The 25,434-nt window shown below is 71.6% G+C and carries 21 protein-coding genes; 5 read left to right on the top strand and 16 right to left on the bottom strand.

The window, feature by feature from the left end:
• Positions 1-15: 15 nt before the first annotated feature.
• Positions 16-570 (bottom strand): hypothetical protein, encoded by a 555-nt coding sequence (locus GIS00_RS03325; RefSeq protein ID WP_154766941.1) that lies wholly within the window; start codon positions 568-570, stop codon positions 16-18.
• Between the two features lie 199 nt (positions 571-769).
• On the opposite strand from GIS00_RS03325, the gene GIS00_RS28780 reads away from it, so the two are divergent.
• Positions 770-1,513 carry a LysM peptidoglycan-binding domain-containing protein gene (locus GIS00_RS28780; RefSeq protein ID WP_322097421.1) on the top strand — a complete coding sequence of 248 codons (744 nt, stop codon included), beginning with the start codon at positions 770-772 and terminating at the stop codon, positions 1,511-1,513.
• Positions 1,510-2,022 (top strand): Rv3235 family protein, encoded by a 513-nt coding sequence (locus GIS00_RS03315; protein ID WP_154766940.1) that lies wholly within the window; start codon positions 1,510-1,512, stop codon positions 2,020-2,022. Before GIS00_RS28780 ends, GIS00_RS03315 begins: the two co-directional genes overlap by 4 nt.
• Here GIS00_RS03315 and secA read toward each other — a convergent pair whose 3' ends face one another.
• The 6 genes from secA to mtrA all read right to left on the bottom strand — a co-directional run bounded on the left by secA (position 2,023) and on the right by mtrA (position 10,944).
• Entirely contained in the window at positions 2,023-4,923 is a 2,901-nt protein-coding gene (gene secA / locus GIS00_RS03310) for a preprotein translocase subunit SecA (RefSeq protein WP_322097420.1), read from the bottom strand.
• A gap of 148 nt (positions 4,924-5,071) precedes the next feature.
• A complete protein-coding gene (gene hpf, locus GIS00_RS03305) occupies positions 5,072-5,731 on the bottom strand; it encodes a ribosome hibernation-promoting factor, HPF/YfiA family (protein WP_154766939.1) in 660 nt (219 codons plus the stop codon).
• Between the two features lie 247 nt (positions 5,732-5,978).
• Positions 5,979-6,689, bottom strand: coding sequence for a ComF family protein (locus tag GIS00_RS03300; RefSeq protein ID WP_154766938.1), 711 nt, complete (start codon positions 6,687-6,689; stop codon positions 5,979-5,981).
• A gap of 46 nt (positions 6,690-6,735) precedes the next feature.
• Entirely contained in the window at positions 6,736-8,550 is a 1,815-nt protein-coding gene (locus GIS00_RS03295) for an LpqB family beta-propeller domain-containing protein (RefSeq protein WP_154766937.1), read from the bottom strand.
• Positions 8,547-10,250, bottom strand: a complete 1,704-nt coding sequence (mtrB, locus tag GIS00_RS03290; RefSeq protein WP_154766936.1) for an MtrAB system histidine kinase MtrB — start codon at positions 10,248-10,250, stop codon at positions 8,547-8,549. The genes GIS00_RS03295 and mtrB overlap by 4 nt, the downstream gene beginning before the upstream one ends.
• 16 nt (positions 10,251-10,266) lie before the next feature.
• Entirely contained in the window at positions 10,267-10,944 is a 678-nt protein-coding gene (gene mtrA / locus GIS00_RS03285; protein WP_154766935.1) for an MtrAB system response regulator MtrA, read from the bottom strand.
• A gap of 75 nt (positions 10,945-11,019) precedes the next feature.
• Between mtrA and GIS00_RS03280 the strand changes: the two genes are divergently transcribed.
• Entirely contained in the window at positions 11,020-11,922 is a 903-nt protein-coding gene (locus GIS00_RS03280) for a hypothetical protein (protein WP_154766934.1), read from the top strand.
• Here the strand turns inward: GIS00_RS03280 and GIS00_RS03275 are convergent.
• Complete coding sequence (locus GIS00_RS03275; protein WP_322097419.1) at positions 11,919-12,551, bottom strand: dTMP kinase; 633 nt, start codon at positions 12,549-12,551, stop codon at positions 11,919-11,921. The genes GIS00_RS03280 and GIS00_RS03275 overlap by 4 nt on opposite strands.
• A gap of 57 nt (positions 12,552-12,608) precedes the next feature.
• On the opposite strand from GIS00_RS03275, the gene GIS00_RS03270 reads away from it, so the two are divergent.
• Positions 12,609-12,977, top strand: coding sequence for an FKBP-type peptidyl-prolyl cis-trans isomerase (locus GIS00_RS03270; protein WP_154766933.1), 369 nt, complete (start codon positions 12,609-12,611; stop codon positions 12,975-12,977).
• 88 nt (positions 12,978-13,065) lie between these two features.
• Here the strand turns inward: GIS00_RS03270 and ahcY are convergent, their stop codons facing one another.
• From ahcY to GIS00_RS03255, 3 genes are all read right to left on the bottom strand, one after another.
• Complete coding sequence (gene ahcY, locus GIS00_RS03265; protein ID WP_154766932.1) at positions 13,066-14,556, bottom strand: adenosylhomocysteinase; 1,491 nt, start codon at positions 14,554-14,556, stop codon at positions 13,066-13,068.
• A gap of 109 nt (positions 14,557-14,665) precedes the next feature.
• Entirely contained in the window at positions 14,666-15,691 is a 1,026-nt protein-coding gene (locus GIS00_RS26775; protein ID WP_196073096.1) for a lysylphosphatidylglycerol synthase transmembrane domain-containing protein, read from the bottom strand.
• A gap of 35 nt (positions 15,692-15,726) precedes the next feature.
• A complete protein-coding gene (locus GIS00_RS03255; protein ID WP_154766930.1) occupies positions 15,727-16,968 on the bottom strand; it encodes an MFS transporter in 1,242 nt (413 codons plus the stop codon).
• Between the two features lie 138 nt (positions 16,969-17,106).
• On the opposite strand from GIS00_RS03255, the gene GIS00_RS03250 reads away from it, so the two are divergent.
• Positions 17,107-18,243 carry a LacI family DNA-binding transcriptional regulator gene (locus tag GIS00_RS03250; protein ID WP_322097418.1) on the top strand — a complete coding sequence of 379 codons (1,137 nt, stop codon included), beginning with the start codon at positions 17,107-17,109 and terminating at the stop codon, positions 18,241-18,243.
• On the opposite strand, the gene GIS00_RS03245 is transcribed toward GIS00_RS03250, so the two are convergent.
• Genes GIS00_RS03245 through GIS00_RS03225 form a run of 5 tightly spaced genes read right to left on the bottom strand, consistent with a single transcriptional unit; the run spans position 18,233 to position 25,004 of the window.
• Positions 18,233-18,670, bottom strand: a complete 438-nt coding sequence (locus tag GIS00_RS03245; RefSeq protein ID WP_154766929.1) for a hypothetical protein — start codon at positions 18,668-18,670, stop codon at positions 18,233-18,235. The genes GIS00_RS03250 and GIS00_RS03245 overlap by 11 nt on opposite strands.
• The gene (locus tag GIS00_RS03240) at positions 18,660-19,475 is read right to left on the bottom strand and encodes a DUF692 domain-containing protein (protein WP_322097417.1); all 816 of its coding nucleotides are present in this window, start codon (positions 19,473-19,475) and stop codon (positions 18,660-18,662) included. The genes GIS00_RS03245 and GIS00_RS03240 overlap by 11 nt, the downstream gene beginning before the upstream one ends.
• Positions 19,468-20,394, bottom strand: coding sequence for a TIGR04222 domain-containing membrane protein (locus GIS00_RS03235; protein WP_154766928.1), 927 nt, complete (start codon positions 20,392-20,394; stop codon positions 19,468-19,470). Before GIS00_RS03235 ends, GIS00_RS03240 begins: the two co-directional genes overlap by 8 nt.
• A gap of 36 nt (positions 20,395-20,430) precedes the next feature.
• On the bottom strand, positions 20,431-22,167 hold the full coding sequence (gene ilvD, locus GIS00_RS03230; RefSeq protein WP_154766927.1) for a dihydroxy-acid dehydratase: 1,737 nt from the start codon (positions 22,165-22,167) through the stop codon (positions 20,431-20,433).
• Positions 22,168-22,214: 47 nt separating this feature from the next.
• Positions 22,215-25,004, bottom strand: a complete 2,790-nt coding sequence (locus GIS00_RS03225; RefSeq protein ID WP_154766926.1) for a DUF222 domain-containing protein — start codon at positions 25,002-25,004, stop codon at positions 22,215-22,217.
• Between the last annotated feature and the right edge of the window lie 430 nt (positions 25,005-25,434).

Genomic DNA, 25,434 nt, shown 5'->3' with positions numbered 1-25,434 from the left:
CACGGCTCGCGGGGCTCATCCGGCGGGGACCGCCCGGACCAGTACGACGGCGGTCAGCGGGACGGTCAGCACCGAGCGCACCTGGTCCGGCCGCCGGGACTCCCACGCCGCGTGCCGGGCCAGCTCGACGAAGTCGGCGCCGACCCGGTCCAACGTCCCGGTGAACTCCCCGCCGGTCACCACCACCGCCACCGGTGAGCGGTCGCGCACCACCCCCCGCAGCACGTGCCGCAGGTCGAGCCGCAACGCCACCCCGGCCGGCGCCTCACCGGTGGCCCGCCCGAGTCCTTCCACACCGGTGACCGCGGCCAGCCGGACGACCACCTCGCGACCGGGACCTTCCGCCAGCAGGCACCAGTCCGGCCCGACCCGGGCGAGTTGTCCGGTCACCGAGGCACCGGTGGTGACGTGCAGCCGCACCGGCGCCCCGATCGCACCGGTCAGCCGGGCGACGAACGGCACCGCGCCGAGGGCCACCCGCTGACGGTCGGCCAGTTCGGCGAGCAGTGCGGCGTCGGCGAGCTGGTCGAACCGGGCCTCCAGGTCGTCGAACAGGCTCTCCCATCGCATGCGACCACCGTCCGGCACCCAGCACCTGGGGTCAACCGTGCGGTGGATGTCCACATGTTGCGTTCGGGGCTTGATTCTTTCATTTGATGCTGTTTGACTGCGTTACATGCGAATGGGGGTGCACAGAGCAGTCGGGCCGGTGGAGGGGATCCGGTTCCGGCTCCTCGTCCCGGTGCTCCCACTCGCTGTCCTGGCGGTCGTGCTCCCACGGCCCTGGGACGGTTTCCGGGATCCGGCCGGGTCCGGGACGGACACGGCAGACGCGGCGCTGACCGCCGTCGCGCTGGCTGTCTGTTCCGGCTTGGTGTGGGCCCTGATCTGCTGGGGGGCAACAGGTCTGGTCCTCACCCTGGCCGGTCGGATCCCGGGCACCGTCGGGCGCACCGCCCGCCGCGCGGCGGCAGCTGTACTGCCCGGAGCAAGCCGTCGGCTCATCGCCGTCGCCCTCGGTGTCGGCACCATCGGCGGCCTGGTCGCAGGTACCGCAAGCACAACAAGAAGCACAGACACCACGAGCACCGCAGGCGAGGTGACGTGGACGGCTCGAGGGGTGCCGTCCACGTCACCGGCAGGACAGCCACCGGAGGAGCACCGGACCGGCGGCCCGGGACGACACCTCGCCGCCAGCACGATCCAGAACCACAGCACCGCAGGTGATGTCGACCTCGACTGGCCGATGGAACCACCACAGCAACCGGCACCTCCAGTCGTACAACCTCCGGAGCCCGCCGAGGTGGTGGTGCTCCGCGGCGACACGCTCTGGGGCATCGCCGCCGCGCACCTGCCGACGGGTGCGACCGACGCGGAGATCGACACCGCCTGGCGCGCCTGGTACGTCGCGAACCGTCAGGTCATCGGCGACGAACCGGACCTGCTGCTGCCGGGCCAGCGACTGACAGCACCAGCACCAGGGGACACAGCACCACCAGGGGGACAACCATGACCACAGCGTTCGACCTGCTCGACGACTACCGACCCACGGCACCGTATCTCGCGCCGGTGCCGGTCTCGCTGCCGCCGTACGACGACGAGCTCCCGCTGGTCCGGGAGAGCCGGGCGCCGGCGGTGCCACGGATCGTCGACGACGCCCGGGTGCCGACGTGGTCCGAGGACCCGGACGTCGGGGTAAGGCGGAACTCCGCGGACGATCTCCCGGCCGCGGCGGGTGCGGCCTCCGTGCTGGCCCGCGGCCTGGTCGAGACCCTCTGCGGGGTCCGGCCTGTCGCCCAGCTCCGGCAGCACTGCGCGCCCGGTGTGTTCGCCGGCCTGCAGCGCTCCCGCCGGACCGGGACCCGGATGCAGGTGTCCAGCGTCCGGGTGTCGGCGCCCGCCGACGGCATCGCCGAGGCGAGCGCCGTGGTCCGGGCCGGGCGGCGGGCCCGCGCTCTGGCCTTCCGGATGGAGGGCATCGACGGACGCTGGCGGGTCACCGCCCTGCAGATCGGCTGGTGATCAGGCGCCCGGGCGTCCGTGGCAGAGCTTGTACTTCTTGCCGGAGCCGCAGGGGCACGGCGCGTTCCGGGCCGGCTCCTTCGAGCCGCCCGCGGCGCCGTTGGCACCGCCGGCGCCGGCCTTGGTGCCGGTGGTCTCCGTGCCGCCGCTCTCCGCGGGACCCGAGTAGCTGAGCCGGGTCTCGGACGGACCGCCCAGGCCCTTGGCCCGCAGCGCCGCCGGGGCCCCGTCGGTGGCGGTCGACGCGGGCTTGGCGGCGACCTCCTGGCTCGGCAGCGGCTTGGCCGGTCGCACCCGCTTGCGGGTCACCGTCTGCGTGGTTCCCGACGCCTGCTCTACGGGAGCAGCCGCCTCGACCGCGGCCGGAGCCGCGGGTGCCGCTCCGTTCTGCGCCGGGGCGGCGGCGCCGCCGTCGGCCGGGACGACCTGCACCTGCAGGTTGTAGAGGAATCCGACGGACTCCTCCTTCAGCGAGTCGAGCATGGCGGCGAACATGTCGAAGCCCTCGCGCTGGTACTCGACCAGCGGGTCGCGCTGGGCCATGGCCCGCAGCCCGATGCCCTCCTTGAGGTAGTCCATCTCGTAGAGGTGCTCGCGCCACTTCCGATCCAGCACGGACAGCACCACCCGCCGCTCCAGCTCGCGGGTGATCTCCGGGGTCAGCGTCTCCTCACGCGTCTTCCAGGCCTCGCGCGCGTTCTCCAGGACCGCTTCCTGCAGCGACTCCTTGGTCAGCCCGCCGGGTCCCTCGGCCACGTCGGCGGCCGAGATGCTGATCGGGAACAGCGTGCGCAGCGCGGTCCACAGGGTCTCGGTGTCCCAGTCCTCGCCGTAGCCGTCGGTGGTGGCGCCGTCGACGTAGGCGGTGATGACGTCGGTGATCATGTTCTGCACCTGCTGGTGCAGGTCCTCGCCGTCGAGGACGCGGCGCCGCTCGTCGTAGATGACGGTGCGCTGCTTGTTCATCACCTCGTCGTACTTGAGCACGTTCTTGCGGATCTCGAAGTTCTGCTGCTCGACCTGGGTCTGCGCCGACTTGATCGCGCGGGACACGAACTTGTGCTCGATCGGCATGTCGTCGGGCATGCGCAGCCGGGTCATCAGCATCTCGACGGTGCCACCGCCGACCCGGCGCATCAGGTCGTCACCGAGGGAGAGGTAGAAGCGCGACTCGCCCGGGTCGCCCTGCCGGCCGGACCGGCCACGGAGCTGGTTGTCGATGCGGCGGGACTCGTGCCGCTCGGTGCCGAGGACGTAGAGACCGCCGGCCTCGCGGACCTTGCCGGCCTCCTCCTTGGACTTCTTGGTCGCCGCCTCCAGCGCCCCGGTCCAGGCCTCTTCGTACTCCTCCGGGGTCTCGGTCGGCGACAGGCCGTCGGCCCGCAGCTCGAGATCCGCGGTGAAGTCGGGATTCCCGCCCAGCACGATGTCGGTGCCACGGCCGGCCATGTTGGTCGCGACGGTGACCGCACCGGACCGCCCGGCCTGCGCGATGATCGCGGCCTCCCGGGCGTGGTTCTTGGCGTTCAGCACCTCGTGCGGGATTCCCGCGCGCAGCAGCAGCTTCGACAGCAGCTCGGACTTCTCCACCGAGGCGGTACCGACCAGCACCGGCTGACCGTTCTCGTGCCGGTCGGCGATGTCGCTCACCACGGCGTCGAACTTGGCGTCCTCGGTCTTGTAGATGAGGTCGGCCTCGTCCAGGCGCTGCACCGGCTTGTTCGGCGGGATCGGCACCACACCCAGCTTGTAGGTCTGGTGCAGCTCGGCCGCCTCGGTCTGCGCGGTACCGGTCATCCCGGCCAGCTTCTCGTAGAGCCGGAAGTAGTTCTGCAGGGTGATCGTGGCGAGAGTCTGGTTCTCCGCCTTGATCTCGACGCCTTCCTTGGCCTCGATCGCCTGGTGCATGCCCTCGTTGTAGCGCCGGCCGTGCAGCACCCGGCCGGTGAACTCGTCGACGATCAGCACCTCGCCGGAGACGACGATGTAGTCCTTGTCCTTCTTGTAGAGCTCCTTGGCCTTGAGGGCGTTGTTCAGGAACCCGACCAGCGGGGTGTTGACCGACTCGTAGAGGTTGTCGATGCCCAGCGCCTGCTCGACCCGCGCGACGCCGTCCTCGGACACACCGACGGTGCGCTTGGACTCGTCGACCTCGTAGTCGATGTCGCGCTTGAGCAGCGGCACCAGCCGGGCGAAGTCCGAGTACCACTTGCTGGACTGGTCGGCCGGGCCGGAGATGATCAGCGGGGTGCGGGCCTCGTCGATGAGGATGGAGTCGACCTCGTCGACCACGGCGAAGAAGTGGCCGCGCTGCACCAGGTCCGCCTTGGACCAGGCCATGTTGTCCCGCAGGTAGTCGAAGCCGAACTCGTTGTTGGTGCCGTAGGTGATGTCGGCGCCGTAGGCCAGCCGCCGGGCGGCCGGGTCGAGCTCGGACAGGATGACGCCGACCTCGAGGCCGAGGAACCGGTGCACCCGGCCCATCCACTCGGAGTCGCGGCGGGCCAGGTAGTCGTTGGTGGTGACGACGTGCACGCCCTTGCCCTCGAGGGCGTTGAGGTAGACCGGCAGCGTGGAGACCAGGGTCTTGCCCTCACCGGTCTTCATCTCGGCGATGTTGCCCAGGTGCAGGGCCGCGCCGCCCATCAGCTGCACGTCGAAGTGCCGCTGGTTCAGCGTCCGCTTGGCCGCCTCACGCACCGTCGCGAAGGCCTCGGGCAGCAGGTCGTCGGTGTTCTCGCCGTCGGCGATGCGCTGCTTGTAGGTGTCGGTGAGCGCCCGCAGCTCGGCATCGGTCAGCGAGGTGTAGTCGCTCTCGATCGAGTTGATGTGATCGGCGATGGCGCGCAGCCGCTTGAGCGTCTTCGCCTCACCGGCGCGCAGCAGTCGGGACAGAACCACGTGTCACCCTGTCGTCGTACGTCGCCGCGGCACCCCTGCGGGCATGCCGCCGCCGCCGGGGAGGTCTCCCCCGGCACCGACCATGGTAGGCGTCCGTGACGTCGGCCGTGGGCAGTGCGCGGCAGGAGGCTCCCCGGGCGGTGTGGATCTACTCCTGCGGCGAGAGCCGGAGCAGGCCGTAGTCGAACCCGCGGCGCCGGTAGACGACCGAGGCCAACCCGGTGTCGGCGTCGTGGAAGAGGTAGAAGTCGTGGCCGACCAGCTCCATCTGGAACAGCGCCTGGTCCACGGTGATCGGGGCACCCGGGTGGTCCTTGATCCGGACCACCTTGCCGGGCTCGTCGTCGACCGGCCGGGTCGCCTCGTCCTCGTGCCAGTGCGACGGCCGGGTGTCGTCCGCGGCCACGTCGGCGCCGTCCACGCCGTCGAGACCGTCCAGGACGGGCGGGCCGTCGAGGTAGGACGCACCGGCGGCGACCGCCATGATCGGCGTGCGGGCGTGCTGCCGGTCGTGCCGTCGGTCCGCGGCCTTGCGCAGGCGGGACTCGAGCCGGTCGACCGCACCCTCGAGGGCGGAGTAGAAGTTCTCCGCGCAGGCCTCGGCGCGCACGGCCGGACCCTTGCTGGCGAGGGTGATCTGGACCCGTTGACAGGTCTTGGACTGCCGTCGGTTGGTCTCGTGGGAGAGCTCGACATCGACCCGGATGATCTTCGAGTCGTACCGCTCGCTGCGGGCGAGCTTCTCCTCCACGTGGGTCCGGAAGTGCTCCGGCACCTCGACGTTCCGACCCTTCACGACAATGTCCATGCGCAGTCCTCCTGGCCTCCGGAGCGGCCGGGCGGACCCGGCGCACCCCTGGTCTCGGTGAGTCCCGGGAATGCCCACGCGGCCCGTGCGCCAGGTGTCTCCACCGGACGTTCGTCTGCGGTTCCTCCGGGCTTCCCCGGGATGCCACCGACCCTACCGGGATGACACCGGATCGCAACCACGGCAACGAATTCAGCGTGGGATCACCATGCTTTCGCCCGCTTCGTGCATCTTCCTCCCGCGTGTCTCAGACACTGCTCCACGGCATCGCCGAGGCCATCGCGACGACCCCGTGCACACCGATGCCGACGGCGGCCAGCGCCTCCACCACACACACCGTCGTCGCCCCGCTGGTGACCACGTCGTCCAGCACCACGACCGTGGCACCGGACGGCGGCAGGGCGGCCACGGAGAGTCGTACCCGGCCGCGCAGATTGGTGATCCGCTCCCTCGGTCGCAGGCCCACCGAGTCCAGCGCCCGCGCGGAGGTCCACAGGCAGCGGGACACGGTCACCGGCCGGCCGTGTGCCGCGACCACCCGGGCCGCGGACCGGGCCATCGCGGCCACCGGGTCGCCGCCGCGGCGGCGGGCGGCCGCCCGCCGGCTCGGCGCGGGCACCAGCACCAGCGGCCCGGGCGGTGGGTCGACCCGCAGCAGGGTCACCAGCGCCTCGCCCATCGCGGCGCCGAGCAGCGGCGGCAGGTCCCGACGGTCCCGTTCCTTGCCGGCGATGACCGCCGCCCGGACCGGACCGGCGTAGCGGGCCAGCGCGCGCACCGGCGGCGCCGGCAGCCCGGCCAGCGCGTCCAGTGCCTCCTCGCCGAGCCGCACCCGGCGCAGCGGGACGGTCAGCGTCGCGGCGCAGGCGGCGCACCAGGGCACGCCCGCGTCACAACCGGGACAGGTCCGCGGCAGCACCAGGTCCACGGCCTCCGCCAGCAGCCCGAGCATCCCCATCGCCCGATCCTGCCGGGCGCAGAGCGGGTCCGGTGAACGGACCGGATCAGTTGGGGAAGAACGGCTGCTCGCCGCCGGTGATCGGGAACCCGCCGGAGTTCACCGGCTGCTCCCAGGTCCCGGCATCCAGGGTGCCTTCCAGCACGACGATGCGCTGCAGGGTGTTGGAGGAGACGTACACGTCGTCACCGGACACCGCGATGGTGTCGACGTCCTGCACCAGCCCGCTCGAGGTGACCGCGGCCTGCTCGCTGCCGTCCAGCGGGACCCGCACGATGCTGCCGGTGCTGGTCGACTCGGAGATGGACACCAGCAGCTCCACCGAGCTGCGGAAGGCCAGGGTGTTGACCTGCGAGATGCCGGGCCGGATCTCGACCGCGTTGACGACGGTCGTGGTGGTGCCGGCGCCCGCGTCGCCGATGGAGTTCTGCACCGCGCCGAGGAACAGCCGGCCGTCGATGACCAGGGCGACCCGGACCCGGTCCGGGGACAGCGCGATGGCGGTCACCGTGCCCTTGCCGTCGAGATCCGGTGTGGAGATCCGGGTCCGGCCGGCTCCGGCGCCGGACCCGGTCGGCACACTGACCGCGTAGATCTCCTGCTTGTTCGACCCGGGAGTCGTCTGGGCCACCCACACCTCGTCGCCGGTGCGTGAGAACACCGGCGGGGTCATCTTCTCCGCCTCCAGCACGGTGACCGGGGAGAGCGGGTCGCCCAGCCGCAGCTGCTGCTGGTCGAGCTTGTCGAGGGTGCCGGTGACCACGGCCAGGGTGCCGGTGACGGTGGACAGCGAGGCGTACAGGACCTCGAGCACCCCGTTGCCGGCCGGACCGTCGAGAGGCTTGCGGGTGAGCAGACTCTCGACCCGACCGGAGCGGATGCAGTAGGGCTCGGAGTTGATGGTGCCGCTGCCCGGTGTGCTGTCCGGGTCGTAGGAGCCCAGTCCGCGTCGGGAGTAGGAGTCGACGCCCGGCTCCAGCAGTTCGCCGTTGATCAGCACCGGCACCGTCGCCGCGTCGGCGGACAGCGAGTAGGCGATCTGCGCGGCCAGCGCCTTGCGGTCGCCGGTCTCCAGCGTCTTCACGTTCGTCAGGTCCACCTGCGGCAGCGCGCCCTGCTCGGGGACGAAGTTCCGGCGCAGTTCGGCGCCCTCCAGCTCGTTGCGCACCACACCCTGCAGTGCCGGGCCCGGGCCGGCGAGCAGCAGCGAGAGCACCCGGGCGGCACGGTAGACGGCCGAGCCGGCCACCGGGATGTACCGCGGGTCCGGCACCATCACCGACCCGGTCGGGTCCAGGAAGTAGAGGGTGCGCTGGATGTAGTTCAGCCCGAAGTTCGCGGTGGTGATGAGCAGGACGTCGGGCGGGGTGGCGATCCGCCACTGGCCGTTGACCCGGGCGACGGTGACCTCGGTGCTGAAGGTGTCGTCCGCCGGGACGGTGTAGGAGCGGGTCTCGTCCAGGCTCGCGATCAACGTCCCGGTGATCACGTAGACGTTCGTCTCCTGGCCCGGCGCGACCCGGAAGTCGGCGCGCAGCACCATCATCGGGGTCCGGCCGTTCGGTGCCCAGTCGTCGTCCGCCTGCGGCGTCAGGTACTGCCGGGCCGCGGTGAAGTTGGTGGTGGCGCTGGTGCCGGCGCTCACCTCCGGGACGTTGCTGCCGATGGACTGGATGAAACCGCGGACGATCTCGTCCGGCTGCGCGCCGTCGGCCGGCGGCTGCACCGCCACCGCGTTGGCGGTCGACGGCACGGTGCCGACGATCGTCGGGGTGCTGTTGCCGGGCACCGTCGAGCAGGCCGCCGCGCCCAGGCCGGAGAAGACGGTGAGGGCGCCGCCGAGGAACGTCCGCCGCTTCACCGGACCACCTCGTCGACGCCGTACGCCTGGTCGGACACCAGCGCCTCGGCGGGATCCTTGTCGTCGTCGGCACTCCCGGTGTCCGGGCCGTCGTCGCCGGGCAGCCGCAAGGGCAGCGGTGAGGAGTCGATCAGCATGCCCTTCTCGCGCGGCAGCGTCAGCCGGAACCGGGCGCCGACGCCGAGCACGCCGGAGGCCTGCAGCCAGCCGCCGTGCAGCCGTGCGTCCTCCAGCGAGATGGCAAGCCCCAGACCGGTGCCGCCGGTCTGCCGCTGCCGGGACGGGTCGGCCCGCCAGAACCGGTTGAACACCAGCGACGCCTCCCCCGGCCGCAGCCCGACACCGCGGTCGGTGACGGTGATCGCGATGGCGCGGGTGCCGGCGGCGAGTTCGATCTCCACCGGCCGGCCCTCGGCGTGGTCGATGGCGTTGTGGATCAGGTTCCGCAGGATCCGCTCCACCCGCCGGTAGTCGATGTCGGCGACGACCGGATGGTCGGGCATCACCAGGCGCAGCTCCACGCCGACCTTGGCGGCGATGCTGCGGACGCCGTCGCAGGTCTGCCGGACCACCGCGCGCACGTCCATCGGTTCCGCGGCCAGTTCGGCCATACCCGCGTCGTGGCGGCTGATCTCGAGCAGGTCGGCGAGCAGGCTCTCGAACCGGTCGAGCTCGTCGACCAGCAGTTCGGTGGACCGGCCGAGGTGCGGCGGCAACTCGTCCCGGCTGGAGTGCAGCAGGTCGGCCGCCATCCGCACGGTGGTGACGGGGGTGCGCAGCTCGTGCGAGACGTCGGAGGTGAAGCGGCGCTGCAGTTTCCCGAACTCCTCCAGCTGCCGGATCTGCGCCCGGATGGCGTCGGCCATGCCGTTGAAGGAGGTGGCCATGGTGGTCAGCTCGATCGGTCCCTTGACCGGCATCCGCTCGGCGAGGTCCCCACCGGCCAGCCGGCGGGCCACCAGCGCGGCCCGGCGGACCGGGCCGACCGCCTGGTATGCGACCAGCGCCGCGATGAAGGTCAGTGCCACCACCAGCACGACACCGCCCAGCAGCAGCGTGTTCTGGACGACGGCGACGGTGCTCTGCTCGCCGGTCAGCGGGAAGATCAGGAACAGTCCGAAGGACGCGGTGGCGGCCTGCGCGGCGGGCGACCCGACCACCAGCGCCGGCACCGAGCTGCCACCGCGGGAGACCGTCGTGTACTGGGTGGCGATGCCGCCGGCGGCCACCCGCTCCAGCAGCGCGTCCGGCACGTCGTCGACGGCACCGAGGTCGTAACCGGGGTCGGCCCCAGGGCCGATGGACAGGATCACCGGTTCGAAGGTGCCCGCCGAGTTCTGGCCGGAGCCGCCGGCGGCGGTGGTGACGCTACCCAGGCTGTCCCGCACCCTGGCCAGCGCGTCGCGCAGCGAGGTCTGATCGGAGTCGACCCCGGCGATCCCCTGCTGCACCACCGCGACGTCGTTGGTCAGCTCGGCGAGCGCCGCGTTCGTCTTGTCCTCCAACAGCTTCGAGGTGATCTGCGACTGCAGCACGAAGCCGACGCCGACCATCACCACGGTCGTGAAGAACAGCGTGAGGATGACGACGCGGAGCAGCAGCGAGCGGCTCCAGAACGCCAACCGGACCCGCAGCCGCCGGATCGCCCCACGCCGGCGGCGGGTGTCGGGGCCGGCGGTGCCGGGGGTGGCGGTGCTCATGGGTGGTGCCGCCGGGTCAGGCGTTCCCCGCCTTGTAGCCCACACCGCGGACCGTCACGACCACCTCGGGGCGCTCCGGGTCACGTTCGATCTTGGAGCGGAGCCGCTGCACGTGCACGTTGACCAGCCGGGTGTCGGCGGCGTGCCGGTAGCCCCAGACCTGCTCCAGCAGCACCTCCCGGGTGAAGACCTGGCGCGGCTTGCGGGCCAGCGCCACCAGCAGGTCGAACTCCAGCGGGGTGAGCGGGATGATCTCGCCGTCCCGGGTCACCTGGTGACCGAGCACGTCGATCTCCACGTCGGCCACCCGCAGTCGCTCGGCCGTGCCGACGTCGGCGCGGCGCAGCCGGGCCCGGATCCGCGCGGTCAGCTCCTTGGGCTTGAACGGCTTCATCACGTAGTCGTCGGCGCCGGACTCGAGACCGAGCACCACGTCGACCGTGTCGGTCTTGGCGGTGAGCATGATGATCGGGACGCCGGACTCGGCGCGGATCTCCTTGCAGACGTCCAGGCCGGAGGTACCGGGCAGCATCAGGTCGAGCAGCACCAGGTCGGGGTGGGCCTCGCGGAAGGCCTCGACGGCCTTGGCCCCGTCCCGCACCACCGCGGTGTCGAACCCCTCGCCGCGCAGGACGATGGTCAGCATCTCGGCCAGGGCGGGATCGTCGTCGACGACCAGCACACGTGCTCTCATGCACCCCATGGTGTCATCCCGCAGGTGAATGTGGTGGCAACCGGGTCCGACGGAGGATCATGACACCATCAGGGGGTGACCTCACCAGGCCCGTACGGCGCACCCTTCCCGTCCCGCCACACCCCGCAACCGGGTATGTACCCGCTGCGGCCGCTGGCGGTGGGCGAGATCCTGACCGGCGCGGTGCGCGTGGCGTGGCGTCATCTCCTGGTGCTGGCGCCGATCGCGCTGCTCTTCTCCGCGATCTCCACGGGCGTCCAGCTCGGCCTGTTGTCCGCCACCGGGATGCTCGAGGCGGTGGCCACCGGCAGCTATGCCCAGCTGCCCGCCGCGCCGACGGCGGCGCAGCTGGAGCAGGTGCTGCAGGACACCGGCACGGTGCTGCTCGCGCTGCTCGGCTCGGTGGTGGTGACACAGGTGCTGGGGCCGGTGCTGGCCGGCATCGCCGCACCCTTCACCGCGGAGGCGGCGCTGTCCACGAAGGGCACGAACGCCCGCGCACTGGCCCGGTTGAACGGCCGTTGGGGCGTGCTGCTGGGCTCGGCCGTGCTGGCCGGGCTGGCCACCGCCGGCGGGTTCCTGCTGCTGCTCGTCCCCGGCATCCTGCTGTGGATCGCACTCGCCCCGGCCGGTCCGGTGGCCGCGATGGAGGGCACCGCCCCGGCGATCACCTTCCGCCGGGCGCTGCACCTGTCCCGGGGTTTCCGCCCGCGCATCTTCGGGACGGTGCTGCTGCAGGCCCTCTTCGTGCTGATCGCCGCCTTCATCGCCGGCATCGTGGCGGTCTCTCTCTTCGGCGTGGGGTCCGCCGGGATCGGGTCCTACATCACCACGCAGATCATCGGCATTGTGGTCGGCGCCTTCACCGGGTCGTGGACCGCCTGCGTGGTCGCTCTGCTCTACGTCGACCTGCGGATGCGCCGGGAGGGCCTGGCCGAGGCGCTGCAGCGGTCCGCGCAGCCGCCCACCAGCATCTAGCCGAGGAGGTCGCGGACGTCCGGCACATCGTCCGGCGCCAGCACCTGCCAGGGCGAGAGGTACTGCGCCGCAGCCAGTTCCCGGTACATCTGCCCGGTGCGGTGCTGCAGGGAGGTGTCGGCCTCGAAGCGGTCCAGCGCCCGGTCGGCGTCGGTCTCGGCGCGGCTGCGCGCCCGCTCGGCGGACAGCTCGACCGAGGTGGCCAGCAGCAGCTGCAGGTCGGGCACCGGCACACCGAAGCGGTCGATCTCCAGCTCCCGCACCCACTCCGGGAAGCCGTGGTCCTGCTCCGGCCCGCCCAATCTGGCGGAGCCGTAGGCGGCATTGGAGCTGACGTAGCGGTCCAGGATCACCAGGTCGTTGCTGCGCAACATGTTCCGGATGTGCCGGGCGGCGTCCCGGCGATCCAGCGCGAAGAGCATCGCGGTGCCGTGGACGGAGTCGGACAGGTCGCCGAGCCGGCCGTACAGCGCGTCCTGGCAGAGGTCGGCGAAGATGCTGTCGCCGTAGCGCGGGAAGCCGAGCCGGGCAACCTCCAGGCCGCGGGCCTCGGCCGCGACGGTCATCTTCCGGGTCAGCGTCTGCTTGCCGGAACCGTCCAGCCCCTCCACCACGATCAGCCTGCCCACGTCGGGTCACCCTACGGCAGCGGGGGTCGGTGGCCGGATCGTGCTTGGATGGGCGCCATGACATCTGCATCCAAGCCCGAGGTCGACCACCCGACCGGGCCGGCCCCGACCGACCTGCACATCCGCGACATCACCGTCGGCGACGGTGCCGAGGCCACCCCCGGTGCGAAGGTGACCGTGCACTACCTGGGCGTCGAGTTCGACTCCGGCGAGGAGTTCGACTCGTCCTGGGGCCGCGGCGAGTCCATCGAGTTCCCGCTGCGCGGCCTGATCAAGGGCTGGCAGATGGGCATCCCGGGGATGAAGGTCGGCGGTCGTCGCGAGCTGATCGTGCCGCCGCACCTGGCCTACGGCCCGGCCGGCTCCGGCCACCGCCTCTCCGGCCAGACCCTGATCTTCGTGATCGACCTGCTCGGCGTCGGCTGAGCTCAGGTTCTCGAACGGAACAGCACAGCGCCCCGGTCACCGCGAGGTGACCGGGGCGCTGCTGCGTACAGGTGGGATCAGAAGCAGATCAGTACCGGTAGTGCTCCGGCTTGTACGGACCCTCGACGTCGACACCGATGTACTCGGCCTGGTCCTTGGTGAGCTTGGTCAGCTCGCCACCGAGGGCCTCGACGTGGATCCGGGCGACCTTCTCGTCCAGCGCCTTGGGCAGCCGGTAGACCTCCTTGGCGTACTCCCCGTTCTTGGTGAACAGCTCGATCTGCGCGATCACCTGGTTGGAGAAGGACGAGGACATCACGAAGGACGGGTGCCCGGTGGCGTTGCCCAGGTTGAGCAGCCGGCCCTCGGACAGCACCAGGATGGTCTTGCCGCTGGCGAAGGTCCACAGGTGCACCTGCGGCTTGATCTCCAGCCGGTGGATGCCGGGGATCCGGGCGAGGCCGGCCATGTCGATCTCGTTGTCGAAGTGGCCGATGTTGCCCAGGATCGCCTGGTGCTTCATCCGCTGCATGTGCTCGGCGGAGATGATGTCCTTGTTGCCGGTGGTGGTGACCACGATGTCGGCCCGCTCGATGGCGGTGTCGACGGTGGCGACCTCGAAGCCGTCCATCAGCGCCTGCAGGGCACAGATCGGGTCGATCTCGGCGATGATCACGCGCGCACCCTGGCCGCGCAGCGACTCGGCCGAGCCCTTGCCGACGTCGCCGTAGCCGGCGACCAGTGCGACCTTGCCGCCGATGAGCACGTCGGTGGCGCGGTTGATGCCGTCGATCAGCGAGTGGCGGCAGCCGTACTTGTTGTCGAACTTGCTCTTGGTGACCGAGTCGTTGACGTTGATCGCCGGGAACAGCAGCTCACCCTGGGCGGCCAGCTGGTACAGGCGCAGCACGCCGGTGGTGGTCTCCTCGGTGACGCCCTGGATGGCCGGGGCGATCGTCGAGTAGTAGGTCGGGGCGGTGGCCAGCGAGTTGCGGAGCAGGTCGAGGATGACCTTCCACTCGTCGGAGTCGCTCTCGTCGGCGGGCGGTACGACGCCGGCCTTCTCGTACTGCAGGCCCTTGTGCACCAGCATGGTGACGTCGCCGCCGTCGTCCAGGATCATGTTCGGCCCGAGCACCGAGCCGTCGGCGGTCGGCCACTTGAGCATCTGCTCGGTGCACCACCAGTACTCGGTGAGGGTCTCGCCCTTCCAGGCGTAGACCGAGACGCCCTTGGGCTCCTCGACGGTGCCGTGCGGCCCGACGACGACCGCGGCGGCGGCGTGGTCCTGGGTGGAGAAGATGTTGCAGGAGACCCAGCGGACATCGGCGCCGAGGGCGACCAGCGTCTCGATGAGCACGGCGGTCTGCACGGTCATGTGCAGCGAGCCGGCGATCCGGGCACCCTTGAGCGGGTTGACCTCGGAGTACTCGCGACGCAGGGCCATCAGGCCCGGCATCTCGTGCTCCGCGAGGGTGATCTCCTTGCGGCCGAACTCGGCCAGGGACAGGTCGGCGACCTTGAAGTCCAGGTCACCGATCTTGTCGGCGGTGGGGAGGGTGACTGCGGGGGCTGACATGGCGCTCCTCGTCGAATGGGCGCCGCCGGACTGCGGCGCGGTGTGGCCGGACTCGGGGGCCTTCGGGCTCACCCTGCACCGGACGCCCCGCGCGGGGCGTGCATGTCGGCTACCAGGGTACCCGGCCGGGCCCGATCCGCCGGACATCCGCGCCGCGGGTCAGCGCGACCGCGGCGACGCCGCCCACCAGCACCACACCCCACACCGAGAGCAGCCGGTAGATCAGCACCGCGGCGGCGGCCGGTGCCGCCATCGCACCCGCCGCGGCCAACCCGGCCAGCAGTGCGGCCTCGACCGGCCCGGTGCCGCCCGGGGTGAGCGGGATCTGCCGGATCAGCTGCACCCCGAGGTAGAGGGCGAGCAACGGCAGCAACGCGACGGACACGCCGAACCCGACGCAGACCAGCCACAGCGAGGCGGCGTCGAGCAGCCACTTTGCGGTGGAGGCGGTGAGCACCGAGCGCAGCTGCGGTCCGGTGAGCCCACCGATCCGCCGGCCGGCCCGGACCAGTTCGCGCGTGACGGCCGCCGTCCGCGGCCGCCGCTGCGCCCACCGGTCGATGCCGGGCATCGGGTCGTCGACCGCGGCGACGTTCCCGAGCGGCCGCAGGGTCAGCAACCACAGGGACACGACCACCGCCGCCGGCAGCAGCCACCAGAGCGCGGACCCGGACAGCGCCGGCAACAGCAGCGCACACAGTCCGAGCCCGATCGCCGAGAGCACGCCGGACAGCACCATCACCGTGCCGGCCGTGCCCGGATCGGCACCGAGCCGGCGGTACTCGCGGAAGGCGTAGCCGCCGGCCACCGCGCCGCCCGCGGGCAGCACCGAGCTGACCGCGCCGGCACCGTAGGTGATGGCCTGCACCCGCAGCACGCCGGCGCGAACACCGAAGGCGCCCAGGAGGAGTCGCTGCTGGCGGGCGACCAGGCCGATGGACGCGCCCTGCAGCAGGACGGCCACGCCGATCCATCCCCACTGCGCGGAGGTCAGCGCGGACCACAGCTCGGCGGGGTCCGGCAACCGGTCGCGCACCAGCAGCAGCGCCGCTCCGGCCAGTGCGACCCCGACGACCACCGGCAGCCAGGTCCGCAGCCGGGAGCGGGACACCGGCAGCTCGGGGGCGATGGTCACACCGGAATTGTCTCCGGTCCCGGCCACCGAAAACCTCAGGGAGAAACCCCGAGGTCGCCCCGGGACTTCTCCGGCTCCCGCGCGGCCGGGGCCAGGACCCCCGCCAGCGCGATCAGGCCGACCACCACCAGCAGCGCGTGCAACAGCCCGGTGTGCTCGCCGAGCAGGCCGATCAGCGGCGGGCCGGCGAGAAAGGCCAGGTAGCCGACGGTGGCGACGGCGCTGGTACGGGCCGCGGCGACGGCCGGGTCGTCGGAGGCGGCGGACATCCCGACCGGGAAACCGAGCGACGCGCCGAGGCCCCAGAGCACCACGCCGGCCACGGCGACCGCGGGACTCGGGACCAGGATCACAATCAGCAGGCCGGTGACGGCGAGTCCCGCGGTCACCCGGAGCACCGGCACCCGGCCGAACCGGTCCAGCACCTTCACCCCGACGATCCGGCCCACGGTCATCGCGCCGAGGAAGACACCGAGGATCAGCGCGCCGCCTGAGTTGCTGACGCCGTGCCCGTCGACCATGGCCAGGGCCAGCCAGTCGTTGGCGGAGCCCTCGGCGAAGGCCATGCCGAGCACGATGAGCCCGATCAGCAGGGTGCGCCGGTCGCGCCACATCGCCAGCCGGTCGCGCCAGCCCTTCTTCGCCGCGTCCGGCTCCGGCGCGGCGTCCGCCCCGACGTCGGGCACGCCGCGGATCACCACGAAGGTGGCGCCGAAGACCAGCACGCAGATGATCGAGACGTGCGTCAGTACATCGAGTCCGGCCTTCTCGGCGAGCGCGCCGAGGCCGGCGCCGACCATCGTGCCGACCGAGAACGCCGCGTGGAACAGCGGCATGACGGTGCGGCCGAGCTGCCGTTCGTTGGCGGCGCCGGAGACGTTCATCGAGACGTCGAGGATGCCGTTCGCCGCACCGAACACGGCGAGACCGATCACCACGGCGATGATCGAGCCGAGCAGCTGGGCCGCGAGCGCTGCGGCGAGCAGGCCGACGGGGACGAACAGCAGGCACACGAACATCACCGCGCGCGGTCGGTACCGGGCGATCAGGTGGCTGGACCCGAGCAGGCCGGTGATGGAACCGACCGCGATGCCGAACACCACCCAGCCCATCTGCGCGGTGCTGGCATCGAGCAGGGTCCGGATCGCGGGGTTGCGGGACAGCCAGCTGGCGAGCGCGACCCCGCTCATGCCGAACACGGCGAAGATCGCAGTACGCCACCGGGTGACGTCGTGCCGGTCCATGAGCTGCGGGGTCGTCAGCGGCTGCTCGATCATTCGAAACTACCTGTGCCTGGGCTGGGAGGGCGATCGAAACGATTCGACCGGAATGCGGCTACCATAGCCAGCGATCCGCGCGGTCGTCAAAGACCCGGATCCTTCACGGTGGTCTTCGAGGACGGAGCAGTACTGGTGGTGGGCAAGAGACCGACCCTGGCCGCGGTGGCGGCCCGGGCGCAGGTCTCGGTGTCGACCGCATCGCTGGCCTTCAGCGGGTCCGGCCCGGTGTCGGAGTCCACCCGCGAGCGGGTGCTGGCGGCGGCGAAGGAACTGGACTACGCCGGGCCGGACCCGCGAGCACGGTCGCTCCGCCGCGGGAAGTCCGGCATCGTCGCGGTGGCCATGGAGGAGACGGTCCGGTACGCGTTCCGGGACCCGGTGATGATCGCCTTCCTGGACGGTATCGCGGCGGAGATCGCTGCCGCCGAGCTGGCGCTGCTGCTGGTGCCGGAGATCGGCCACGGGCCGGCCACGGTGGAGACGGCGTCGATGGACGCGGCCATCCTCATCGGCTGCAGCCCGGTGGTGATGGAGTCGGTGGAGATCGCCCGGCGCCGGTCGCTGCCGGTGGTCGCGCTCGGCACCCCGCCGTCCCCGGAGCTGCCGGCGGTCACCCTCGACGACCGGGCGGCGAGCACCGCGCTGGCCCGGCACCTGGCCGACCTCGGCCATTCCCGGGTCGCCGTGGTGGGCCTGGAGTTCGACGGGTCCAAGCACCGCGGACCGCTGACCCCGGCGAAGGAAGCGGCGGCCACGGTGCAGGTGTCGCTGGACCGGCTGCACGGGGTGCGCGAGGTGTACCCGGACGTGCCGGTGTTCGTCACCGGGGGCAGCCTGGTCGAGGAGGGCTGGCACGCCGGGCGGGCCCTGCTCGGCCTGCCGGCCGGGATCACCAGTCCCCCATCGGTTCCGGACACCGGCGGCCTCGACCTGTTCCCGGCGGACGGCTCGGTGGAGCTGGTGCCGCGACCGCGCGAGCACCGGCCGACCGCGGTGATCGCACAGAGCGACCTGCTGGCCGCGGGGGTGATCCGGGCGGCCGAGGAGCTGGGTATCGCTGTCCCGCAGGACCTCTCGGTCGTCGGGTTCGACGGCATCCGAATCGACACCGTGATCCCGCACGACCTGACCACGATGGTGCAGCCGGCGACCGACCAGGGGCGGGCCGCCGCCCGGATGGCCCTGGACCTGCTGGACGGTGTGGTGCCGGCGGACGTGCACTTCCGGTCCACGTTCCACCAGGGCGCGACGACCGCGCCGGTCAGCTCCTGACCCAGGTCCGCCGCCCGATCTGCAGCGCTCGGGTCCGCCCGGCCCGTGCGGTCCTGATCCACCCGTGTCGTGGCCGCGGCGTGCTGCTGCCGTCGTAGGTCAGATCCAGTCGGCGCAGCACCAACTCCCTGCGCCCCAGTGTCTTGAGGTGACCGGCATTCTCGGCCAGTTCGGCGAGATCCCATCCGTCCCGCAGCGATCCGAGGGTGGCGCGGTGTGCTGCGAGCTCGACGAACATCGGCAGGAACTGTGTGCCGAGATCGGCGGCCAGGTAGGGCCACCGGGCCCTGACCTCACCGGCCCGCTTGCGTAGCAGGGCCTTCCGGGCCACCTCGAGGTGCTGCGCGTCGAAACCCGGTGGCACCGGGCCGGTGCCGGTCACTCCGGCCACCAGGGCCGCCTGGGCGCGGGCGAGGTCAGGTGACACGGGGCCGCCCGGCGGCGTCGGCGATCGCGTCGAGCTCGTGCGCGAGTGCGGCGGCCGGCGGGTAGTCGCCGTCGCGCTCGAGCAGGAGTCCGGGCGGGGTGCTGCGCCGGCACAGTTCCGCAACGAGGTCGAGCACCTCCGCCGGCACCGGGTCGGTGTGGGTGTCGTGGTAGACGCCCTCCTGCGGTGTCGCCGAGCCGCCGGCCACGTGCACGTAGGCGATCCGGTCGAGCGGGAAGGCGGTGAGCTCGGCGACCGGGTCCTGCCCGCGGTTGATGGCGTTGGCGTAGACGTTCGCGACGTCCAGCAGCAGCGGACAGCCGGTGGCGTCGAGGATCTCGGTGACGAACTGCGCCTCCTTCAGCTCCTCGTCGGGCCAGTCGAAGACCGCGGCGATGGGTTCGAGGGCCAGCGGCACGTCGAGGTCGGCCTGCACCCGGCGGACGTTGGCGGTGACCGCGGCGACCGCTTCCCGGGTGCGCGGCAGCGGGAGCAGGTGCCCGGCCTCCACCCCGCCGGCCCGGACGAAGGCGATGTGCTCGCTGACCAGCGGGCTGCCGGTGAGCCGGGCGGTGCGGGCGAACTGCTCGATGCGGTCCGCCGGCACCGGTTCCGCGCCGCCGAGGGAGAGCCGGGTGCCGTGCGGGACGACGGTGACACCGCGGTCGCGGAGTTGCTGCAGGGACTCGGGCAGGTGGTCGCCGATCCCCTCCGCCACGACCTCGACGAACCGCAGGCCGGGCAGCCCGGCCACGAAGTGCTCGATCTCCGGGCGCCAGCCGATGCCGATGCCCAGGTCAGCCACCGCAGCCGCCTCCCCCGCCGCCGCATCCTCCCCCACCACCGCCGCCGTCCCCGCCACCCCCGCCGCCGTCACTGCTGCCACCGCAGGAACTGCTGGACGTGATGCCGCCGTCGCCGCCGGCCCGCGGGTCGCCGTAGCGCTCGAGCGGCAGTCCGATGGTCTCGGCGAAGGCCGGATCGAAGGAGAACATCGCGGCGGTGCCGAACAGGGCGACGCCGAGGGCGAGCCCGCCGGCTCCGTAGGTGGCCCAGGCCGGGTTGCGGGTGGCGAGCAGATGCCGGTTGCCGGCGCGGAGCGAGAAGACCCGCAGCCGGCCGCGTCTGGTCACGCTCTGCACCTTGAGCAGCGGCAGTGTGCAGATCAGCAGGACGCCCATGGCGACGAGCAGGTAGCCGAAGGCGTGGCCGTTCTGGAGAGCGAACGCCAGCCGCACCATGCCCAGTACGAGTACCGCCACCGGGATCAGAAAAGTGAGCTGCATGGCCACTCGGGTGCCGTCGCTGCGGATCAGCCCTTCGGCGATCAGCCGCTGCCGGATCGCCCGGAGCGCCTCGTGCACACCTGGGTCCGACCGCACGCCGGGCAGGGTGCGGCCGGGGCCGGTCGCGGCGACCAACGCCTGCTGCAGCGGGGTCAGCCGCTGTCGCGGGTCGAGGGTGCCGACCGCGACCGCGCCCGGACCGGCATCGACCAGGACCTGTTGGGCGCGCAGCGCGGCCAGCGCGACGTACACCGCCCGCGCCGGTCCACCGGCGAGATAGCCGGTCTCCTCCGGGTCCGGGGTGGGCGGCGGGCCCTCGGGTGCCGGCGAGCGGCCGATGACCGCCCGCACCACCAGCGCCAGCACCAGGGATGCCAGGCCGAGGACGATGTACCAGCCCAGGAACGTCGGGCCGGGGATACCCCAGGTGTCGTTCATCTGCGCCTCCTGGGCACCAGTGTGCCCCGGGAGGGCTCAGCCCGTGACCGCTCCGGTGGAAGCCGACTGCACGAGTTTCGAGTACTTCGCGAGGACGCCGCGGTCGTAGCGGGGCGGCAGCGGCTGCCATTCGGCGCGGCGCCGGTCCAGTTCGTCCGCGTCGACCAGCAGCTCCAGCGACTTCGCGGCGATGTCCACCTTGACCCGGTCGCCGTCGCGGAGCAGTCCGACCGGTCCGCCGTCGGCCGCCTCCGGGGCGATGTGGCCGATGCACAGGCCGGTGGTGCCGCCGGAGAACCGGCCGTCGGTGAGCAGCAGCACCTCCTTGCCCAGGCCCGCGCCCTTGATGGCGCCGGTGATGGCCAGCATCTCCCGCATGCCCGGGCCCCCCTTGGGGCCCTCGTAGCGGATCACAACGACGTCGCCGGGCGAGATCGCACCGGCGGTGAGGGCGTCCATTGCGGCCCGCTCGCGTTCGAAGACCCGCACCGGTCCCTCGAAGACGGCGAGGTCGAAGCCGGCGGTCTTCACCACGGCACCTTCGGGCGCGAGACTGCCTCGCAGGACGGCGATCCCGCCGGTCCGGTGGATCGGGTTGTCCAGGGTGCGGACGACATCGCCGTCCAATCCGGGGATCTCCATCTCGGCCAGGTTCTCGGCCATCGTCTTCCCGGTGACGGTCAGCGCGTCGCCGTGCAGCAGCCCGGCGTCCAGCAGCGCCTTCATGACCACCGGGATGCCACCGACCCGGTCCATGTCGTTCATGACGTACTTCCCGAACGGCTTGAGATCGCCGAGATGCGGGGTGCGGTCGCCGATCCGGTTGAAGTCGTCGAGCTCCAGCGGGACACCGGCCTCGTGCGCGATCGCCAGCAGGTGCAGGACCGCGTTCGTGGAGCCGCCGAGCGACATCACCACGGTGATGGCGTTCTCGAACGCCTCGCGGGTCATGATGTCGCGGGCGGTGATGCCCAGGCGGAGCAGGTTGACGGCGGCCTCGCCGGACAGCCGCGCGAAGTGGTCCCGCCGCCTGTCGGCCGACGGCGGTGCCGCAGAGCCGGGCAGGCTCATCCCGATCGCCTCGGCCACGGAGGCCATGGTGTTGGCGGTGTACATGCCGCCGCAGGCGCCCTCGCCCGGACAGATCGCCCGCTCGATCCGGTCCAGGTCGTCCTCGCTCATCCGGCCGGCCTTGCAGGCGCCGACCGCCTCGAAGGCGTCGATGAGCGTCACGAAGCCCTCGGTGCCGTTCGACAGCTTCACCCAGCCCGGCGCGATCGAGCCGGCGTAGAGGAACACCGAGGCGAGGTCGAGCCGGGCGGCGGCCATCAACATGCCCGGCAGTGACTTGTCGCAGCCGGCCAGCAGGACGGAGCCGTCGAGCCGTTCGGCCTGCATGACCGTCTCCACCGAGTCGGCGATCACCTCGCGGGAGACCAGGGAGAAGTGCATGCCCTCGTGCCCCATCGAGATGCCGTCGGACACCGAGATCGTGCCGAACTGCAGCGGGTAGCCACCCGCCGCGTGCACGCCTTCCTTCGCGGCGCGGGCCAGCCGGTCCAGGGACAGGTTGCACGGGGTGATCTCGTTCCAGGAGCTGCCGATCCCGATCTGCGGCTTCTCCCAGTCGTCGTCGCCCATCCCGACCGCCCGCAACATTCCACGGGCGGGCGCCTTCTCGATCCCGTCTGTCACGTCCCGGCTGCGCGGCTTCAGGTCGGCGGCGGTGGTCGCGGTGGTCGTACCTGCGGTGGTTCCAGCGGCGGCTGTCATCACCCGACCCTATTCCTGCACCTGCCGGTCCGCGCCGGACACCCCGGTCAGAACGGCGGCGGTTCGTCGGCATCGGTCACCTGCTCCGTGGTGTCGGTCTGGGTGGTCTCCGTGGTGGTGGTGATCCAGGTGTCGGTGTCGGTCCATTCGCCGGGGTCGGTGGTGGCCGGTGGTGGTTTCTCGGCGATGCGGCCGGTGGCGGTGGTGAAGGTGGCGGACCGGTCGGGGTGCTTGCGGATGGTCCAGTCGGTGTGGGTCTTGAGTCGGTGGTGGAAGCGGCAGTAGGGCTCGAGGTTGCACAGGTCGGTGGCGCCGCCGGCGTCGGGATCGTCGTGGTTGTAGGGGATGTGGTGGTCGGTGTCGCAGCGTTCGGCGGGACGGCTGCAGCCGTACCAGGAGCAGGTGCGCGAGAGGGCGCGGACCTTGCGGGCGAGTTCGGTGGAGGGCACGTAGCGGCGCTTGGAGGCGCCGACGGGTGCGCCGGTGGCGGGGTCGATGATGACGAGTTGGACGGAGGTGAACAGGGCGGCGATGGTGCGGGCGAGGTCGGGTGAGACGGCGCCGTAGTGCTCGAGGTGGCCGGGGTGCTGGGCGAGTTCGGCGTAGGTGTCCAGGGACAGGGTGAGCAGCAGGTGCGGGGTCAGGCCGCGGCGGACGGTGCGGTGTCCGCGGGCGGGGGTGATCAGCGGGTCGGTGCAGTTCTCGTGGGCGTCGTCGCAGGGCCGGTCGCGGTGGCAGCGGGGTCCGAGTCGGGTCGCGAATTCCCGGACCCGGCGGGCGCGGGCTTCTTCCTTGGCTGCAGCCCAGGCGGGCTCGTCGACGCCGGTGTCGGCGAGCGAGTCGGGTCCGGTGTCTGCGGGCGAGTCGGGTCCGGGCGCCGGTTCGTCGGGGTCGCCCGGGGTCGAGGTGCCCGTGTTGGAGCTGTTGAAAGCTGTTCCGGAGCCGTTGTCGGGGTCGCTCGAGCCGGTCGGCGCCGTGGTGGCGTCGGCCTCGCATGGGTGGGCTTCACCCTCGTCCGGGGTTGGTTCGTCCGGTGGCAGGGCGCACTCCGGGTCAGATCCGGGATGCTGGCCGCGTTCGGATTTCTCGTCGTCTTCCACCACACCCTCGTCGAGACCGTGCCTGGTGCCCTCGGCCCGCTCGTTCAGGACGCCCACGCTGCGCTCGTATCCGTCGACGGGCTCCCCAAGGACAGGGTCCTGGTCGCCGGCGTCGCCGGTGTTCTCCTCGGCGGCACTCCGCTCGTCCGAATCCTGGACGCAGGCATCCTGTTCCGCCAAGTTCTGCTCGTCCGGCTGCCGGTCGTCGGCGCCCTCGTCATCGGGGCTCCCGGCCGTCGACCCCAGATCGACACCGCTCCAATTCCCCTCGGGATCGAAAACCTGCTCGCCGACACCGGTATCGATGTCCGTCCCGCCGGAGCGGTCGCGTCCGAAGCCTTCGCCCGCGACACCGGTCTCCTCGTTCGAATCCTGGTCGGCGTCGAAGCCATCAAGATCCTCGCCGTCGGGACTTACGCCGTCGTAGCGATTCTCGCCGCCCTGGCCCTCGTCGCCCGGAACGTCTGAATCGGAACTTCCTCCCAAGCCGTCGCCGTCCAGGTTCCCACCTTCAGAACCTTCGCCATCCGGGCCGCCGCCACTGCAAGTACCCTCATCGCCGTGGCCTTTGGCGCCCGAAGCGTCGCTGTCCGGCCTGTCGCCGTCCGGGCCGTCGCCACGGTCAGAGCTCTCATCCTCGAGGCCCTCACCGCCGGAACTGTCGCCGTCGGCGTTCTCGTCGTCGCGGCCGCCGTCGTCCGAGTTACCGACTTCGGCGCCGTCCGACTGGTCGCCACTGTTGGGGCCGTCGACATCGGGGCCGCCGTCGTCCTGGCTTTCGTCGTCAGAGTTCTCGTCTGTGCTGTCGCCGGCGGCGTGGCGGGCCAGGTCGGGGTCGGCGGCCAGCACCGCGGCGGCGGCCAGGATCCCGGACACGTCCACCGCACAACCCTCGGCCAGCCGGGCGAAGATCGACACGAACACATCCGCCCGCCGCTGCGCCAACGTGCGCCCGTCCTGCTCGTCCAGGGTGCGGGCGATCGCATCGATCAACTCCTGCACCATCACCGCGTCCTCCACCCGCAACTCGGCGTAGAACCGCGACATCGCATGATCAAGATCCCGCCGCCCCGTGCACCGCTGCTGGAAAGCCCGCTCCTCGGCCTCCGCGGCGGCCACCGGGTGCATGTCCAGCCACAACCGGTCCAGCAGCCGCTCCAACTGCGCCGGCGCCCGACCAGGCACCAACGCCAACGCCCGCGCCTCGAACTCGCCGATCCGCTCCGGGTCCTCCACCCGCATCGCCCGGTCATGCACCATCCGCATCCGCTGCTGATCCAGCCCGCCCCGCTCGAACACCGCCCACGTCGCCTGCAGTTCGCCGACCAGGTTCAACGCCCGGTCCACGAACAGATCACCCGACACCGGCGACAGCGTCAACGCCGCCGACACCTCCGCACCCGCCATCCGCCGCCGCGCATCCGCCCGCTCCCGCGACTCCCGCGACTCCTTCGACCCCTCGACCCCTTCGGACCCGGCAGCCTTCGCCGCTGCAGCTTTCGCCGGGTACTTGAGCAGACCGATCGCCGACGGAATCTTCTCCGGCGCCGCCAAGGCGGCCGCCCACAGATACATCCGCGCCTGGACGAAGGCCACCGCCTCCCCCGCCGCAGCCACCCCGTCCGCCACCGCCCGACCGGAGAGCTGCAACGGATCCTTCGACACCAACGCGGACAGCGCCGCCACCGCACGCCGATCCGCCGGCAGCACCCGAGCATCCCTGCGGCGACGCGCCATCACACACCCTCCCTTCGACGAGAACCGGAAACCCCACCCCGAGGCAACTGCCAACAAACTTACCAGTTCCAGACGCGCTATGGAACAGATGTTCTGAACTTCTCGAACTACTTCGCTCCGCGACCACCGCGTGACACCCTGCTACCTGCAACAGATATCGGTCACCTACAGCGGCAAGCCTCCCGAAGTCACCCCACCACCACATCGCCGGCGGCACCGCCGCCGTGGCAGCAGATCTCAGACACGGCAATATTCAGCACCTGCCTCGGCAGTTGCGTTGACCGACCGGGACACCCCTCACCTCGAGGGCACCCCGGGAATCACCCCAGCATGCAGACCCACCCCCTCCGACACCAGAACCACCACCACCCTTCTCGGAGAACACCGCACCACGAGGCACCGACAGGCGCTGCGAGTGCGACCCCGGACC

It is taken from the genome of Nakamurella alba (genome assembly GCF_009707545.1).
Classification (GTDB): Bacteria; Actinomycetota; Actinomycetes; order Mycobacteriales; family Nakamurellaceae; genus Nakamurella; species Nakamurella alba.
The sequence above is the reverse complement of the archived record's forward strand: the minus strand, read 5'-3'. Positions and strand labels throughout refer to the sequence as shown.